This window comes from Pantoea sp. FN0302, assembly GCF_050113775.1.
Lineage (GTDB): Bacteria > Pseudomonadota > Gammaproteobacteria > Enterobacterales > Enterobacteriaceae > Mixta > Mixta alhagi.
Genome location: NZ_JBNJSM010000001.1, coordinates 1,171,516 through 1,187,850, shown reverse-complemented (window position 1 = coordinate 1,187,850; position 16,335 = coordinate 1,171,516). Strand labels below are relative to the sequence as shown.

Below are 16,335 nucleotides of genomic sequence, written 5' to 3'. Positions count from 1 at the left end.
GCATCTCCTTACAGCATGCCTTTAGATTGCAGAAAATCGCGGGCGACCTGCTGCGGTGATTGATGATCGATATCGACCCGTTTGTTGAGTTCGGTAATTACGTCATCTGTGATCAATGCAGAAAGCTGATTGAGCGCCTCCGCCAGACCTGGATTCGCCTCCAGTACCTCTTTACGCACCAGCGGCGTCACGTTGTAGCTGGGAAAGAAATGCTTATCATCCTCCAGAATTTTCAGGTCGAAGCCTTTTACCCGTCCGTCGGTGGTATACACCAGTCCGGCCTCGACAAAACCGTCGCGAATGGCGTTATACACCAGCCCCGGATCCATCTGGCGGATTTGCGGACGATCCAGCGTTAATCCATACAGTTTTTGCAGCGGCTTCAGACCATCGGCGCGCCCGGCAAACTCCAGGTCCAGACCCAGCATCCAGTTATGGTCCGGATCCTGTTTGCGGATCTGCTCAATACGCGCCACCAGCTGTGAAACCGTGGTGATATGCTCTTTTTCGGCGCGTTGACGCTGCATGGCAAAAGCGTAGGTGTTATTCATGGGTGCCGGATTAAGCCAGATCAGACCTAATTTGCCATCCAGACGCTTTACCGTTTGGTAGGCCTGCTCAGAGGACATCCGGGTCGTAATATGATTAAAGACAATCAGTGAGGCGCCGGTATATTCCCAGGTCATGTCGATCTGTTTGTTCAGCATTGCGCTGCGCCCGATCGACACCGGGATATTCGTTTTAGGGATCACCTGAAAGCCTTTTTTATTCAGCCACAGCGTGGTCATTGCTGACAAAAGATGTTGTTCGGTAAAGCCTTTGGTAGCCATGGTAATCGGTGCGGCCTGCACGGAGGAGAGGCATAGTAATAGCGTCGCCAGCAGCGTACCCAGCGCCCGAGTCAAAACAGAAATAGTCATAAGGCTCCTTTTTACAGCGCATGTGGGCTTAACCAGCGACCCAGAGCCGCCAGCAGCATATCCAGAATCAGCGCAAACAGCGCCGTCGCCACCGCGCCTAAAATCAGGACGGGGAAGTCATTGAGGTAGATCCCAGGGAAGATCAGCTCGCCGTAGCTGCTGGCACCAATCAGGAACGCCAGCGGCGCGGTGCCAACGTTAATTGCCATCGCGATGCGAATACCGGAAAGGATCACCGGACAGGCGTTAGGCAGCTCTACCTGACGCAGACGCTGCATTTTTGTCATGCCGATGCCGTTGGCGGCTTCCCGCAACGATTCCGGTACGCCAATCAATCCTGCATAGGTGTTACGCACAATAGGTAATAGCGAAGCAAGAAACAGCGCGAAAATCGCCGGCCGATCGCCAATGCCGATCACTACCATCGCCAGAGCCAGCACCGCTAGCGGCGGCAGCGTATTGCCGACATTAAAGATCTGCATAATGTATTCCGCCCAGCGGCGCATATAAGGCCGACTGAGTAAAATACCGCTGGGAATGCCGACCAGTAGAGCGAACAGCATCGACCAACCCACCAGCCAGAGATGTTGCCTGCCAAGGTAAATTAAATCGACCTGACGCGCTTTAATCACCTCAGGGCCGACACCGTAAATCAACAGCGCAGCCACCAGCGCTATCACCAGCAACGCCAGAATGATTCGCTTAATCGCGGGGGAAAAATGCATGAACAGCGTTCTCCTGGGGATGACCTGAAGCGCATCCCTGCAGGATGGCTCAATTGTTATATTAATCCGTGTGCATAGCGCCGTGGAAAGCGGTACGCGTCAGCGACGCCGGACGATAAAGATAAAGTGCTGATTTTTACGTCTTTATCAGCAAAAAAAACGTGGTGCCTTAAATCTATAGCAGCGCGCAGACGGGTTCGCCAGTTTTGCGGCAGGATCAGCAGGATAGTTTTTCCCGGCAAGGGGAGAAAACATGTTTTCAAACGCCAGCGGCAGACAGGAAACAACCAAAGCAAACTTAAGTGACAACGTCACTTGAGGGATTGTACGCAATGCCCTGCGTTGGGCTACGCTTAGGAAATTAACAGGAAGGGAAAACATGGCAGAAGCTCAACATCAGACGGTCGCACACCGTCACTGGATTTTAATTGCCTGTATGCTGGCGATGTTTATGGCGGCAATTGAAGTCACTATTGTCGCGACGGCGATGCCCACCATCATTGCTCAACTGGGCGGCTTTTCGCAATTTGGCTGGGTTTTTTCCATTTACCTGCTAACCCAGGCGGTAAGCGTACCGATCTATGGGCGGCTCGCCGATCTGTGGGGACGTAAACGCATGTTCCTGATCGGCGCCTCGCTGTTTTTACTGGGTTCGGTGCTGTGCGGCATGGCGCACAGTATGACCTGGCTTATTCTGTTCCGTGCTTTTCAGGGGCTGGGTGCAGGAGCGATTATGCCGATCACCTCGACTATTGTGGCGGACATCTATTCGCCTCGCGAGCGGGCGGGCATTCAGGGCTGGCTTTCCAGCGTCTGGGGCGTTGCGGCGATTATCGGCCCGCTGACCGGCGCCTGGATTGTGCAACATTTCAGCTGGTCGCTGGTTTTCTGGGTTAACGTACCCTTGGGCATTATTTCAATGCTGATGCTGGCGCGCTGGCTGCCGGCGCATCAACAACCTTCAGAGCAGAGCCTTAACGTATCCGGCAGCGCCTGGCTGATGCTAAGCGTCAGCGCGCTGCTGGTTGCGCTGCTTCAGGCTGAGGCGCTGGGCTACTGGCTGTTGTTGTTTCTGGCCGTGGCGTTAATCGCCGGTTTTATTCTGCTGCGCCATGAAAAAAAAGCCGAGGCGCCGCTGTTTCCGCTGGCTATCTGGCGGAGCCGGGTCATTGTTGCCGGTAATGCCGGGAATTTGATTATTGGCGCGGCGATGATGGGCATCAGCGCCTTTTTGCCCACCTGGATTCAGGGCATCAATGGCGGTTCGCCGTTGCAGGCGGGCAGCGCGCTGGCCATGATGTCGATTGGCTGGCCGCTTGCCAGTACCTTTAGCGGCCGTCTGATGCTGCATACCTCTTATCGTTTTACCGCTCAGCTGGGCGCGCTGTTATTGATTGCGGGCACGGCGCTGCTGTTGACGCTGCATGCCGGGAGCAGCCTGTTGCAGGCTGGCTTTGCCGCTTTTGTGATCGGTACCGGAATGGGCATGACCAGCACCACCTTTTTGGTCTCGGTTCAGAACAGCGCCGATTTCGCTATTCGCGGTATCTGCACCGCCTCGATTATGTTTAGCCGCATGCTTGGCTCCGCATTGGGTACAGCCATTATGGGCGCGGTACTCAATTATAATTTGCTGCTGCGGTTGCCTGACGCGCAGGATCCGGTGCAGCAAATTATGTCGCCGGAGCGGCGGCAGGCGTTAGACGGGGGCACCCTGCATCAGATGACGCTGCATATCGCTGCTTCGCTGCACTGGGTATTTATTGTCTCGCTGGTGATTGCCGTTGGCAGCCTGTTTATCGCCTGGACCATGCCACGACGCAGACCGGAATAGGAACGCGTGAAACAAGAATCTTAACCCTATTCACTATTGAAAAATACCGGTACAAATAACCGGTAACTATCAGCTTAAATGTGATTAATAATTCGCTTGAGAAAAAACAGGCGCCGTTCAGGCGCCTTGAGGATAAATCAGGAAGCGGGGGCATCCTGTGCGGTACCGGCATCGGCAGGCACGTTAGTTTCACCGTCGACGCCGGTACGTTTATAAACGATTTTCTGTGAGTCGTTGTCACAATGTCCAACCACCTGGCCACCGGCAGCCTCAGCCTGATCGTTAGGCACAATATCCAGCGTAAAGCCTGATTCAGGCACGCCGTTATTGATGATCTTCTGACTAATATCCGCTTTTACCGATTCGCAAGATGCCTGGGCTGCCAGCGGAGCAACAACCAACAGGGCGCTTAACATCCACTTCTTCGCTCTCATCACATCATCCTTTTGCAATAAAACCAGCGGTAACTATAGCAGTAAAGTAAGATCAGGGTGTTACGGGGCGTCCGGTGCGTCGATCCAGGCAGCGCAGGGTATTGGCTTCCCAGTATGCGTTGACGTTATAGCTTTTTTCACAGGCGTCACGGCTATCAAAGGCACGATCGGTTTTATCAAACTCTTTTTCGACGCGGCTGTTGAGCTTTTTACGCAGCATTCGCGTGTCATCCCACTGTTCTTTATTCTGACGCGCTTCTTCATTGCTTAACGCATTACTTCCGTTTTCAATGATCAAACGCTCGGTGCGCGCCTGGGCCGACGCAGATGACAGCGCCAAAGCGCTGAACAGCGTAAACGGAAGCAGGGCGACAGCCAGACGGGTAAATAATGTTTGCATCATCGGTTCCTTATCTTTATGGCAACCTGCCATGAGGTGATACCGCTTTTAGTATATCATCGTCGCTTGTTTACTCACCAGCGAGCCAGACGCTTCGTTTAGCTTTGAGAACGCTTTTTTATGATCAAAACCACGCTGCTTTTTTTTCTTACCGCACTGGCGGAAATTGTGGGCTGTTTTCTTCCCTGGCTGTGGCTAAAAAAGGGCGCGTCGGCGCTGCTGCTGGTTCCGGCGGCACTGAGCCTGGCGGCTTTTGTCTGGCTGCTGACGCTGCATCCCGCCGCCAGCGGGCGCGTTTATGCGGCTTACGGCGGCGTTTATGTGGTCACGGCGTTGCTGTGGTTGCGCTGGGTGGATGGCGTACGCTTAAGCTACAGCGACTGGCTGGGCGCGGCGGTGGCTTTCTGCGGCATGCTGATTATTGTGGCGGGATGGGGCAAAGCGTAACCTTACGCCGGGCAACTAAACCTGAGGAAATCAATCAGGCTTAGTTGCCATACACCTCGCAGTGCCAGAGCCGGACGGATGTTCGTCCGCCTCTGGCGTCAGGATTCTTTCGCCACTTTTAGCCCGGCGGTGGTCTGGCTAACCGGCATCATTTCCAGCGTATTAATGTTCACATGCGCTGGCAACGTCGCCACCCAATATACCGCTTCGGTCACATCTTCTGGCGTCAGCGCGGTAGTACCGGCATACACACTTTCCGCCCGACTATCATCGCCTTTAAAGCGCACGTTGGAAAACTCGGTGCCGCCCACCAGGCCTGGCTCGATGTCAGTCACACGCAGCGCTGTGCCGTGCAGATCGGTGCGTAAATTCAGGCTGAACTGACGTACAAAGGCTTTAGTTGCGCCATATACGTTGCCGCCCATATAAGGCCAGTTACCGGCAACCGAGCCGAGATTAATAATATGCCCGGTATTACGCTCTACCATGCCAGGCAACAGCGCGCGGGTCATGTACACCAGCCCTTTATTATTGGTATCGATCATGGTTTCCCAGTCGTCGATGCTGGCCTGATGGGCAGGTTCCACACCCAGCGCCAGTCCGGCGTTGTTAACCAGAATATCGACCTGTTGCCATTCAGCCGGCAGAGTAGCCAGCGCAGCATCGATTGCAGCACGATCGCGGACATCGAATTGCAGGGTATACAAATTTTCACCCAGTTCAGCCTTTAGCGCATCCAGACGATCCTGGCGACGTCCGTTAGCAATCACTTTATGCCCTGCTGCGATAAAACGACGGGCGATCGATTGACCAAAACCGGCAGTCGCACCGGTAACAAAGATTATCATCTCGCTGTTCCTTAACAGGTTTTTCAGGATAATTACCATAACACTTCGTTTTGCTGCTGCCCAGTACCGGTTAATGATGAACAAAAAGCACTGTACTGGTGCGCATTGCACCAAAAGTTTGCCGACATAACAGGTCGTTCAGACGTTCCGGCAGGGGCTATCTGAAAGGCCTGGGAAATATTAACGCTTTAAAGGCAGGCAAGCGTTTGCGCAATCGTTTGGGATAGATAGAATGAGTGTTATTTATGGTAACTTATTGATTTTAATCATATTTAAATAAATAACCGGCTGGCATAACTCTTGCAGTTTGCTAAATACCTGCTCATTTGCCATAACGAAAATTTGGGTTAAGGAAGTTTTATGTCTGTGCCAGCCACTGAAACTTACGCCATTCGCAGTAGCTTTTTTGATATAACCGCTACGGTCAGCAATCCACAGGAGATCGAGCAACGGGCACGCTATATTGAAGACGGCCTGCTGCTGATCACAGCGGGAAAAATTGCCAGCCTGCGCCCGTGGCTGGAAGCGGAGGGCAGATTGCCTGCCAATTGCCCCATGCTCGATCGACGCGGAAGCCTGATCGTTCCCGGTTTTATCGACTGCCATATCCACTATCCGCAAACCGAAATGGTCGCTGCTTTTGGTGAACAGCTGCTGAGCTGGCTGGAAAACTACACCTTCCCGGTTGAAGGGCAATACCATTCAGCCGGGCACGCAGCAACAATGGCCGCCTTCTTTTTACAACAGCTGCTCAGCAACGGCACCACCAGCGCGCTGGTTTTTGGTACGGTGCATCCCGAGTCAGTTGAGGCGCTGTTCCAGGCGGCGGAACAGCGTGCGATGCGCATTATTGCCGGTAAGGTGATGATGGATCGCAACGCGCCAGATTATCTGCTGGAAACCCCGGAGCAGAGCTATCAGCAAACGCGCGCACTGATCCAGCGCTGGCACAAGCGTGGCCGCCTGGGATATGCGCTCACGCCACGTTTTGCGCCGACTTCATCACCAGAACTGCTGGAAAAAGTCACGCAGCTTCATCAGGAGTTTCCTGATACCTGGATCCATACCCATCTGGCGGAAAACCCGCAGGAGGTGGCGTGGGTGAAAAAGCTGTTTCCACAGCAGGCAGGCTATCTTGATGTCTATCACCATTATCAGCTGACCGGCCCGCGCAGCATCTTTGCGCACTGTTTACACCTGGAGCCTGATGAGTGGCGCTGCCTGCATCAGACCGATTCCGCTATCGCCTTTTGTCCAACCTCGAACCTGTTTCTTGGCAGCGGACTGTTTAATTTACAACGCAGCTGGCAGCAGCCGATCAAACTTGGCATCGGCACGGATATTGGCGCGGGCACCACCTTCAGCATGCTGCAGACGCTGGGCGAAGCCTATAAGGTCAGTCAGCTGCAGAACTATAAGCTGCATGCCAGCGAAGCTTTCTATCACGCCACGCTGGGCGGCGCACGGGCGCTAAACCTGGATCATCTGATTGGTAACTTTATGCCCGGTAAGGAGGCAGATTTCGTGGTGCTGCAGCCTGAAGCTACGCCGCTGCAGAAAATGCGCTGGCAAAACAGCCGTGACATCTGGGAAAAACTGTTTGTGCTCATGACGCTTGGCGACGATCGTACTATCGCCGAAACTTGGGTAAACGGCCAGCTTGCCTGGCAACAACACCATCAAGAGGCAGCGATATGATCCAGTTCCTGCTCAACCAGACGCTGGTAAGTGAGCATCAGATTGATGCAAATACCACGGTGCTGAACTATTTGCGCCAGCAAAAAGGGCGCTGCGGTACAAAAGAGGGCTGTGCCTCGGGCGACTGTGGCGCCTGTACCGTTACGCTGGGCAGCGTGGTGGATGGCAAAATGCGTTATGAGACAGTTAACAGCTGCCTGCTGCCGATTGGCGCGCTGGATGGCAAACAGCTGATCACCGTAGAGGATCTACGCCAGGGCGACCAACTGCACAGCGTGCAACAGGCGATGGTTAACTGTCACGCCTCGCAGTGTGGTTTCTGTACGCCAGGCTTTGTTATGTCGCTGTTCACACTGCAAAAAAACAGCAACGGCTGGGATCGCCAACAGGCGGAAAGCGCGCTGGCGGGCAATCTCTGTCGCTGTACCGGCTATCGGCCTATTGTGGAAGCGGCGCGCCTCGCCTGCAACCAACCGGAAAAAGACAGCTTTAGCCAGCGCGAGCAGGAGACCATCACGCGTCTGCAGGCGCTGCATCAGCACGCCATGAGTGACGTTGTCACTGATTCTGGTCGCTATGTGATACCTGAATCCTGTGCGCAGTTGGCAAGCTTTTATCTGGAAAACCCACAGGCGGTGCTGCTGGCTGGCGGTACCGATCTGATGCTACGGATTACCCAGCAATATCAAAAGCTGCCGCTGATGATTGCGCTGGAAAAGGTAGAGGAACTTCGGCAGTGGCAGGAAACACCGGAAGCGATTGTGATTGGCGCAGCCGTGCCGCTCAGCGTTTGTCAGCAGCGCCTGCACACCACCATCCCAATCTTTAGTGAAATGCTGCACCGCTTTGCTTCATTACAAATTCGCAATCGCGGCACGCTGGGCGGCAACATCGCCAATGCTTCGCCGATCGGCGATTGCTCACCAATGCTGCTGGCGCTGGGCGCATCGCTGATTTTGCAGCAGGGGGAACGCCTGCGTCAGCTGCCGCTTGATCAGTTTTTCCTCGGCTACCGGCGTACGGCACTGGAAAGCGGCGAGTTTATTCGCGCGATCCATATCCCCAGAGTGACACAGTCACCTGATTTCCGCGCCTGGAAAGTCTCAAAACGCCGTGAGGATGATATTTCTGCGGTATTTGCCGCTTTTAATCTCATACAAGATGACAGTGTGATCACCGAAGCGCGGCTGGCGTATGGCGGCATGGCCGGGGTACCGCGACGCGCTTTCGCCTGCGAAGCCGCACTCATCGGACAGACAATGTCAGCGACCACGCTGGAAAACGCCTGTCGGGCGCTGGAACAGGATTTTCAGCCGCTAAGCGATGCGCGAGCCAGCGCCGCCTGGCGCATGCAGCTGGCAAAAAATCTACTGCGCCGCTATTTCCACCAGCTGAACGGCGAACTGGCCGTGAGCGAGGTATCCCACTATGTCTCATAATCGTCCGCCGGTTAAGCAAGAGGTTCTTGAAGCACAGTATCTGGCTGGCATCCAGAACGGCGTTGGCCGCGATCGGCAGCATGAAAGCGCAGAAAAGCACGTTAGCGGCGAAGCGCAATATATTGATGACCGGTTAGCCTTTCCGGGTCTGTTGCACCTTTGCCCGCGTCTGAGCGCTCAGGCGCATGCGCGTATCCTGCATATCGATACCGCAGCCTGTTATGCCATTCCCGGCGTGATTGAGGTTCTCACCTGGCGCGACGTGCCTGGCGAGCTGGATATTGGTGCGCTGGAGCCGGGCGATCCGCTGCTGGCGGGCGACACGGTCTGTTATGTGGGACAGATAGTGCTGGTTGTGGCGGCGGAAAGCGAAGAGGCAGCACGGCGGGGCGCGGCAGCTGCCCATATTGAATATGCACCTTTGCCGGCAATTCTTGATGTGGAAACGGCTCTGGCACAGCGCCATTTTGTGCAGGAGCCGCATATCCATCAGCGTGGCGATGTCGATACCGCGCTGGCACGTGCGCCGCATCGCATTCAGGGGGCGTTTCATATCGGTGGGCAGGAGCATTTCTATCTGGAAACGCAGATCGCGCTGGTTGCACCGGGCGAGGATTGCTCTTTTCAGGTCTGGTCATCAACGCAGAATCCGACTGAAGTTCAGAAACTGGTTGCTTCAGTCATGGGCGTGGGGATGAATAACGTTACCATCGATATGCGACGCATGGGCGGCGGTTTTGGTGGCAAAGAGACCCAGGCGGCGGGTGTTGCTTGTTTATGCGCGCTGGCGGCGCATAAAACCGGGCGACCGGCAAAAATGCGTCTGGCGCGGCGTGACGATATGCATATCACCGGCAAACGTCATCCTTTCTTTGTGCGCTATGACGTGGGCTTTGATGATGACGGCCTGTTCTGCGGGGTAAACATCGAGCTGGCGGGCAACTGCGGCTATTCGCTCGATCTTTCCGGGTCAATTGTGGATCGTGCGATGTTCCATGCTGATAACGCCTATTATCTGGGCGATGCGCGCATTACCGGCTATCGCTGTCGCACCAATCTGGCTTCCAATACCGCCTATCGCGGCTTTGGCGGCCCGCAGGGCATGGTGGCGATTGAACAAATTATCGAAGCCATCGCACGCCACCGCCAGCTGGATCCGCTCACGGTACGTAAACGTAACTACTATGGACAGCAGACGCGTAATATTACCCATTATCATCAGCGGGTTGAGGATAACCTGCTGGAAGAAATTACCGCACAGCTTGAGCAGAGCGCTGATTATCAGACGCGTCGGGAAGCGGTACGGCGGTTTAACGCCGCCAGTGCGATCCTGAAACGTGGCCTGGCGCTGACGCCGGTGAAATTCGGTATCTCTTTTACCTCCAGCTTTCTAAACCAGGCCGGCGCGCTGATCCTGATTTATACCGACGGCACCGTTCAGCTGAACCACGGCGGCACCGAAATGGGCCAGGGGCTGCATACCAAGGTAGCGCAGATCGTAGCGGAAGTGTTGCAGATTGATGCAAGCGCCATTCGTATTACCGCGACCGATACCGGCAAAGTGCCCAATACCTCGCCGACGGCAGCCTCCAGCGGCACCGATCTTAATGGCAAGGCCGCTCAGCACGCGGCGGAGATTTTGCGCCAGCGACTGACGGAGATGCTGTGTCGCCTGCATCAGTGCCAGCCGCAGGAGGTAAGCTTCAGCAACGGCATCGTGCGGGTGAAGCAGCACTATTTTACCTTTAGTCAGGTCGCGCAGCTCGCCTGGCTGAATCAGGTGCCGCTGTCTGCCACTGGCTACTATCGTGTTCCCGGTATTCATTACGATCGTGAGGCGGGACGCGGTCAGCCCTTTTACTATTTCTCTTACGGCGCGGCCTGTAGCGAAGTACTTATTGATACCTTAACCGGTGAATATCGCCTGCTGCGTGCAGATATTCTGCACGACGTCGGTGCATCGCTGAACCCGGCTATTGATGTGGGGCAGGTCGAAGGAGGCTTTGTGCAGGGCATGGGCTGGCTAACCTGCGAAGAGTTGGTCTGGGATAGCCAGGGACGCCTGATGACCGATGGACCGGCCAGCTACAAAATCCCTACCCTGGGCGATCTGCCTGAGGATCTGCGCGTGACGCTGCTGGAAAACCGTAAAAATCCTCAGCAGACGGTATTTCATTCCAAAGCGGTGGGCGAACCGCCGTTTATGCTGGGTATTTCCGTCTGGGTCGCACTACAGGATGCGATAGCCAGCGTGGCCGACTATCGTCAGCATCCCCATCTGGATGCGCCCGCCACGCCAGAAAAGGTTTTCTGGGCGGTAAACCGGCTGGCGGGAGAAAATAATGCTTGTGCATGAGTGGATTGAAACGCTGCAGCGGCTACGAGCGCAGCGTCAGTCGTGCGTGCTGATTACCGTGCTTAACGAGCGCGGTTCAGTGCCGCGCGATCGCGGCAGCAAAATGATCGTGACGGCGGATGGGCAGTTTTTTACCATCGGCGGCGGACATCTGGAATTCCAGTGTATTGAGATAGCACGCAATTTGCTGATGCAGGGCCGCGAAAGTCTGCACAGCGAACAGTTCAGCCTGGGCGCGCGGCTGGGGCAGTGCTGCGGTGGTAGCACCACCATTTTGTTTGAGCCGCTGCTTTATGTGCAGCCGCAGATCGCTGTTTTTGGTGCGGGACACGTCGGCCAGGCGCTGGTCACGCTGCTGGCGACGTTACCCTGTCACATACAGTGGATCGATCAGCGTGCAGAGCTGTTCGCGCAGGTGCCAGCTGGTGTCAACGTCTGTCAGGTAGAAGAGCCGGTGGAGTATGTTTCGCAGCTGCCGCCAGAGAGCTATTTTGTGGTGATGACGCATCATCATCCGCTCGACCTGGCGCTATGCGAGGCAATTCTACGCCGCGATGACTATCGTTATGCCGGGGTCATTGGTTCAAATACCAAGCGTCAGCGCTTTGAGTATCGTCTGAGCGGCAAAGGATTCAGCCAGCAGCAGCTGGCGCGCCTGCGCTGTCCGGTAGGGCTGCCGCAGGTCAAGGGCAAACTGCCGGCGGAAATTGCCGTCGCCGTAGCGGCAGAAATTATCGCCGTTTATCAACAGATGCAGAATGCTGGCACCATCGGTTAACTGCGCTTATGATTCTGACTTTACAGGCAAGGAACAGGAGAGTAAGGATATGCGGTTATCGGTGTTATTTTTGGCCATTGGCCTGGCGCTGAGCGGCTCAGCTCAGGCAGCCGGTGCGACGGCGAATCACGATCAGGAGAAGACCATGTCCGGCGAACAGCACAATCCCTTCAGTCAGCCCAGCGCTCTGCCTTTTCAGGCACCGCCTTTCGACCGTATTAAGGACAGCGATTATCTTCCTGCGATTGAAGCGGGTATCCGCGATAAGCAGCAAGAAGTGGCGCGTATCGCCAACGATCCGCAGCCGCCTACCTTTGAAAATACCTATGTGGCGCTGGAGAAAAGCGGCCAGATGCTGAAGCGGGTGTTAAACGTGTTCGGCGCCATGACCTCTGCCAATACCAACGACGAATTACAAAAAATTGATGAAGAAACGGCCCCCAAACTGGCGGCGCTGGACGATGAAATCCACCTTAACAGCAAACTTTTTGCCCGCCTTGATGCGGTTTATCAGCAGCGCGACAAACTCCAGCTGGATGCGGAATCCCGTCGTCTGGTTGACGTTACCTGGCAGTCATTCCAGCTGGCTGGAGCCAGCCTGAGCGACCAGCAAAAAACCGAGCTCAAGGCGCTGAATCAGGAAGCGGCGACGCTGAGTACCCAGTTTACCAATCGTCTGCTTGCGGCTACCAAAGCAGGCGGTCTGCTGATTAAAGATAAGGCGGCGCTGGCTGGCCTGAGCGAAGGTGAAATCGCTGCCGCCGCAGAAGCGGCCGGGGCGCGCGGCCTGAAAAACCAGTGGCTGCTGGCGTTGCAAAACACCACCCAGCAACCGGAACTGCAAAGCCTGTCGGATCGTCAGACGCGTGAAGCGTTGTTCAATGCCTCCTGGCAGCGCGCGGAAAAAGGCGATGCCAACGATACACGTCAGCTGATTGCGCGTCTGGCTGCGGTACGGGCGCAGCAGGCGAAGCTGCTGGGCTTCGACAGCTATGCCGCATGGAAACTGCAGGATCAGATGGCGAAAACCCCGCAGGCGGCGCTGGACTTTATGCGCAATATCGTTCCGGCTGCCACAGCACGCGCGCAGCGCGAAGCGGCTGATATTCAGGCGGTGATTGATCAGCAGCAGGGCGGCTTTAAGCTGGCGCCCTGGGACTGGACCTTTTACGCAGAGCAGGTGCGTCGCGCTAAATACGATCTCGACGAATCACAAATTCGCCCTTATTTCGAACTGAACAACGTACTGGAAAACGGCGTATTTTATGCGGCCAACCAGCTTTACGGCCTGACCTTTAAGCGGCGTAACGATTTGCCGGTTTATCAGCCTGACGTACGCGTCTATGAAGTGTTTGATAAGGATGGCTCCTCGCTGGCGCTGTTCTATACCGATTTCTTCAAGCGTGATAACAAAGGCGGCGGGGCGTGGATGAGCAACTTCGTCGACCAGTCGAAGCTGCTGGGAACCAAACCGGTGATTTATAACGTTGCTAACTTCAGCAAACCGGCGGCGGGCCAGCCTGCGCTGCTGTCGTGGGACGATGTGATTACAATGTTCCATGAATTTGGCCATGCGCTGCACGGAATGTTTGCCGATCAGCAATATCCGAGCCTGTCCGGCACCGAAACCCCGCGTGATTTCGTGGAATTTCCGTCACAGTTTAACGAGCACTGGGCCAGCGATGATAAGGTGTTTAAACACTTTGCCCGCCACTATCAGAGCGGCGAACCCATGCCGCAGACGCTGCACGATAAGATCCTGAAAGCCAATAAGTTCAATAAAGGCTACGACATGACCGAGCTGCTGGCGGCGGCGCTGCTGGATATGCACTGGCACAGTCTTCGCGCCGGAGACGCGCAGCCAGATGTGGATGCTTTCGAGCAGAACGCACTGGCGCAGGATAAGGTCAACCTGCCGCAGGTGCCGCCGCGCTACCGCTCCAGTTATTTCCAGCATATCTGGGGCAACGGCTACGCGGCAGGCTATTATGCCTATCTGTGGACCGAGATGCTGGCGGATGACGGCTTTGCCTGGTTTAAAGAGCACGGCGGCCTGACGCGTGAAAACGGCCAGCGCTTCCGCGATATGATTTTGTCACGCGGCAACAGCAGCGATTTAAAGCAGCTCTATCATGACTGGCGCGGTCACGATCCTGACATCGAACCGATGCTGATCAACCGGGGGCTGAAGGAAGCACCTTAAACCGCCTCCTCATCATCAGGGGAAAAAGGGCGGCAATGCCCTTTTTTTCCATCTGAAAACAGTCGTTTGATGTACAATAACGTTCAGGCACCAGGCTAACCTAAAAGGACGTTCCACATGCAAAAAAACTGTTTCTGGCGCTATTCGCTGCTGGCCGGATTGTTTTCGTTATGGTCGCTCAGCGCGATGGCTGATGAAGCCACTCTGACGCAAAAGTTGGCCGGACTGGAGAAAGCCAGCGGCGGGCGGCTGGGGGTGGCATGGATTGATGGCGATCGACGCTACGGCTATCGCGCCAATGAACGTTTTCCTTTGACCAGCACTTTTAAAGCGTTGGCGGTATCGGCCATTCTGCATAAAAGCGTCAGCCAGCCCGGTTTGCTGGAGAAAAAGGTGATGATCAACAACGCGGACAATGTTCCCTGGACGCCCGTCACCGGTAACTATATCGGCAAGGCCATGAGCATTGGCGCGCTGTGCGCCGCCGCCATTGAATACAGCGATAATCTGGCGGCCAATTACCTGCTGCATGAGCTGGGCGGCCCGCAGGGCGTTACCGCATGGGCGCGTCAGCTGGGCGACCGGATAACCCGGCTCGATCGCTACGAGCCCGATTTAAACAGCGCGGTGCCGGGCAATCAACGCGATACCAGCACGCCAGCGGCAATGGCATCTAACCTGAATCAGCTGGCGCTGGGCGATATCCTGCCGGTAAAGCAGCGCCAGATGTTTAACCGCTGGTTAAAACAGAACACCACCGGCGATGAGAGTATTCGTGCTGGCGTACCCGAGGGCTGGGTGGTTGGCGATAAGACTGGCGCCGGTGATTATGGCACCACCAACGATCTGGCCGTGCTCTGGCCTGATAAAGCACAGCCGAAAATTTTAGCCATCTACTTTACCCAGCCGCAGCGAAAAGCTGCCAGTAATAAAGCGGTGCTGGCCGCCGCCACGCGTGCGGTTATCGCTGAACTTCACCCATAACGGGCCGGGCCTGAAGCCCGGCTTTTCACGCCAGCGGGCCGCCGACAATGGTCTCCTGCATACCGCTCAGGATCTGTTCGCCGGTTTCCCGCTTCAGTTCTTCATACCAGGCACGCGTTACCTCAGGCTGTTTACCGTGGGTCACATCGCAGCGTTTACGCGCCTTCAGCACCAGATCTTTGACCCGATCCGCGCGGCGAGCCTCATAGCGCCGCAGCGCATCCTCGATGCCCAGCGAGTGCGCCTGAAGCGTTAATGCCAGCACCACCGCATCTTCCATTGCGGCGCAGCCGCCCTGGCCAATATCCGGCGTAGTGCTGTGTCCGGCATCGCCCAGGAGCGCAACCCGACCTTTGACCAACTGCGGGAAAGGATCGATATCATGAATTTCAATACGGTTGGTGGTTTCCGGGTTAATCACGGCGATCAACGTCTGCACCGGTTCGGCCCAGCCGCTAAAATAGCGGGTTAAGTCCGCTTTTACAGTGCTGCGATCTTCCGCCAGCCCCTGCGGCAACGGCACATCAAAGAAAAAGTAAAAGCGGTTGCCGCTGACCGGCATCAAAGAGACGCGTTTGCCTTCACCGACAAAGGTGGTCCACTGATCGGCGGGAGCAATAGTTTCATCAATGCTCACCAGGCCGTTCCAGTTAACGTAGCCGGCATAACGCCGGTCAGCGCGCTGACCGGTTACCGAGGGGCGGATTACCGAATGCGTGCCGTCGGCAGCGATCAAAAAATCGCCGCGCGCTTCGCTACCATCCTCAAACCAGGCGGTAACGCCCGTGGCGTCCTGTTCAATATGGCTGACGCGTTTGCCGAAATTAACGCGCTGTGCGCCGTAGCGATCGAGCAGCATCGCCTGCAAATCAGCGCGCGCTACCGGATAGGGACGTTCACCAACGCTTTCCACCAGCGGCATCATGGAGAAGCGGGTAAGGGTTTGTCCGTGCCGGAAATCGTTATAGGCCATAAAAGCCATATTGCCGCCCAACGCCTGCAGCTGCGCTTTCAAACCCAGGAAGTTCAGGCATTTAACGCCGTTTGGCCAGATGGAAATCGCCGCGCCTACCGGGCGAATGGTTTTTACCGCTTCGTACACCTCGGTTTGATAACCGCTCTGTTCCAGCGCCAGCGCTGCGCACATCCCGCCAATACCGCCACCGATTACGATCGCTTTCATTGCTCTCTCCTTGCTGTTGATAGCAGGAAACTGCAACTTTTGTACCAGCTATGCAGGTGCCAAAAAGGGCGATGTTACCGTTGCGA

14 protein-coding genes are annotated in these 16,335 nt (G+C 55.6%); 8 read left to right on the top strand and 6 right to left on the bottom strand.

All coding sequences use genetic code 11. The annotated features are described in order from the left end of the window. Window positions 1–8 precede the first annotated feature (8 nt). Both ACQE32_RS05445 and ACQE32_RS05440 read right to left on the bottom strand, forming a co-directional pair. Window positions 9–920, bottom strand: a complete 912-nt coding sequence (locus ACQE32_RS05445) for a glycine betaine ABC transporter substrate-binding protein (protein ID WP_427021457.1) — start codon at window positions 918–920, stop codon at window positions 9–11. 11 nt (window positions 921–931) lie between these two features. Next, entirely contained in the window at window positions 932–1,645 is a 714-nt protein-coding gene (locus ACQE32_RS05440) for an ABC transporter permease (RefSeq protein ID WP_426972638.1), read from the bottom strand. A 379-nt stretch (window positions 1,646–2,024) separates the two neighbouring features. Here ACQE32_RS05440 and ACQE32_RS05435 point away from each other — a divergent pair, with 379 nt between their 5' ends. Next, window positions 2,025–3,479 carry an MDR family MFS transporter gene (locus ACQE32_RS05435; protein ID WP_427021456.1) on the top strand — a complete coding sequence of 485 codons (1,455 nt, stop codon included), beginning with the start codon at window positions 2,025–2,027 and terminating at the stop codon, window positions 3,477–3,479. A gap of 137 nt (window positions 3,480–3,616) precedes the next feature. Here ACQE32_RS05435 and ACQE32_RS05430 read toward each other — a convergent pair whose 3' ends face one another. After that, the gene (locus ACQE32_RS05430) at window positions 3,617–3,913 is read right to left on the bottom strand and encodes a DUF1161 domain-containing protein (protein ID WP_250652626.1); all 297 of its coding nucleotides are present in this window, start codon (window positions 3,911–3,913) and stop codon (window positions 3,617–3,619) included. Window positions 3,914–3,965: 52 nt separating this feature from the next. Beyond that, a complete protein-coding gene (locus ACQE32_RS05425; RefSeq protein WP_250652722.1) occupies window positions 3,966–4,313 on the bottom strand; it encodes a DUF1283 family protein in 348 nt (115 codons plus the stop codon). 120 nt (window positions 4,314–4,433) lie between these two features. On the opposite strand from ACQE32_RS05425, the gene ACQE32_RS05420 reads away from it, so the two are divergent. Continuing rightward, the gene (locus ACQE32_RS05420) at window positions 4,434–4,760 is read left to right on the top strand and encodes a YnfA family protein (RefSeq protein ID WP_085071761.1); all 327 of its coding nucleotides are present in this window, start codon (window positions 4,434–4,436) and stop codon (window positions 4,758–4,760) included. A gap of 98 nt (window positions 4,761–4,858) precedes the next feature. Here the strand turns inward: ACQE32_RS05420 and ydfG are convergent, their stop codons facing one another. Beyond that, window positions 4,859–5,608, bottom strand: coding sequence for a bifunctional NADP-dependent 3-hydroxy acid dehydrogenase/3-hydroxypropionate dehydrogenase YdfG (gene ydfG, locus ACQE32_RS05415; protein WP_426972636.1), 750 nt, complete (start codon window positions 5,606–5,608; stop codon window positions 4,859–4,861). A gap of 360 nt (window positions 5,609–5,968) precedes the next feature. Here ydfG and guaD point away from each other — a divergent pair, with 360 nt between their 5' ends. The 6 genes from guaD (at window position 5,969) to bla (ending at window position 15,066) form a co-directional block, all read left to right on the top strand. Then, entirely contained in the window at window positions 5,969–7,306 is a 1,338-nt protein-coding gene (gene guaD, locus ACQE32_RS05410; protein WP_427021455.1) for a guanine deaminase, read from the top strand. Beyond that, window positions 7,303–8,745, top strand: coding sequence for a xanthine dehydrogenase small subunit (gene xdhA, locus ACQE32_RS05405; protein WP_427021454.1), 1,443 nt, complete (start codon window positions 7,303–7,305; stop codon window positions 8,743–8,745). Before guaD ends, xdhA begins: the two co-directional genes overlap by 4 nt. Beyond that, window positions 8,735–11,101, top strand: a complete 2,367-nt coding sequence (xdhB, locus tag ACQE32_RS05400; RefSeq protein ID WP_427021453.1) for a xanthine dehydrogenase molybdopterin binding subunit — start codon at window positions 8,735–8,737, stop codon at window positions 11,099–11,101. Before xdhA ends, xdhB begins: the two co-directional genes overlap by 11 nt. Then, complete coding sequence (gene xdhC, locus ACQE32_RS05395) at window positions 11,088–11,879, top strand: xanthine dehydrogenase accessory protein XdhC (RefSeq protein WP_427021452.1); 792 nt, start codon at window positions 11,088–11,090, stop codon at window positions 11,877–11,879. The genes xdhB and xdhC overlap by 14 nt, the downstream gene beginning before the upstream one ends. Window positions 11,880–11,928: 49 nt before the next feature. Beyond that, the gene (gene dcp, locus ACQE32_RS05390) at window positions 11,929–14,082 is read left to right on the top strand and encodes a peptidyl-dipeptidase Dcp (protein WP_427021451.1); all 2,154 of its coding nucleotides are present in this window, start codon (window positions 11,929–11,931) and stop codon (window positions 14,080–14,082) included. Between the two features lie 117 nt (window positions 14,083–14,199). After that, a complete protein-coding gene (bla, locus tag ACQE32_RS05385; protein WP_426981653.1) occupies window positions 14,200–15,066 on the top strand; it encodes a class A beta-lactamase in 867 nt (288 codons plus the stop codon). Window positions 15,067–15,091: 25 nt separating this feature from the next. Here bla and hpxO read toward each other — a convergent pair whose 3' ends face one another. Further along, a complete protein-coding gene (gene hpxO, locus ACQE32_RS05380; RefSeq protein ID WP_427021450.1) occupies window positions 15,092–16,249 on the bottom strand; it encodes an FAD-dependent urate hydroxylase HpxO in 1,158 nt (385 codons plus the stop codon). Between the last annotated feature and the right edge of the window lie 86 nt (window positions 16,250–16,335).